At 53.0% G+C, this 525-nt stretch carries 1 protein-coding gene; it reads right to left on the reverse strand.

All coding sequences use genetic code 11. The features are described from left to right. Positions 1 to 525: hypothetical protein (locus B2U47_RS16795; protein ID WP_296688459.1), on the reverse strand; the 525-nt coding region annotated here is incomplete at both ends.

Below are 525 nucleotides of genomic sequence, written 5' to 3' on the forward strand. Positions count from 1 at the left end.
GTAACGCTGTAGTGGCGGGTGGCAAAACAATTTGCAGTGCTTCCACTGTAAAGGCCGGTGCAACTCCAGTTATAACTGCTGTTCCCGGTAGTGACGTTAGAGGCTGTACCCACGGTACACAGGTTGGTCGGCTGACTGGTCAACGTTGCGCCACTATCATTTCCGCAACTGCCATTCACAGCGGCGGGGCTGACGGTAAAACTTCTATCCACATCCGCTGCTGCGTTATATGTGCTATTCCCTGCTTGGCTGGCGCGGATCGTACACGTCCCCGCATCCACCAGATGTACGCTCGTACCTGCCACTGTACATACACCTAGCGTTTGGCTGCTGAAACTCACGGTCAGATTGGAACTAGCCGTCGCGCTGATGTTGAAATCTGCATCACCCAATGCTTTGTTACTCAAATCTGCAAACGTAATGGTTTGGTTGCTCTTGGCTACAAAACTAGCGACCACTGTGCAACCCGCCGTCACCGCATTGGTGGTGAAGGTGTTACCACTCAATGTTCCGCCACACGTACCT

Origin of the sequence: Thiothrix sp. UBA5583 (assembly GCA_002425225.1) — a bacterium.
GTDB classification, from domain to species: domain Bacteria; phylum Pseudomonadota; class Gammaproteobacteria; order Thiotrichales; family Thiotrichaceae; genus Thiothrix; species Thiothrix moscowensis.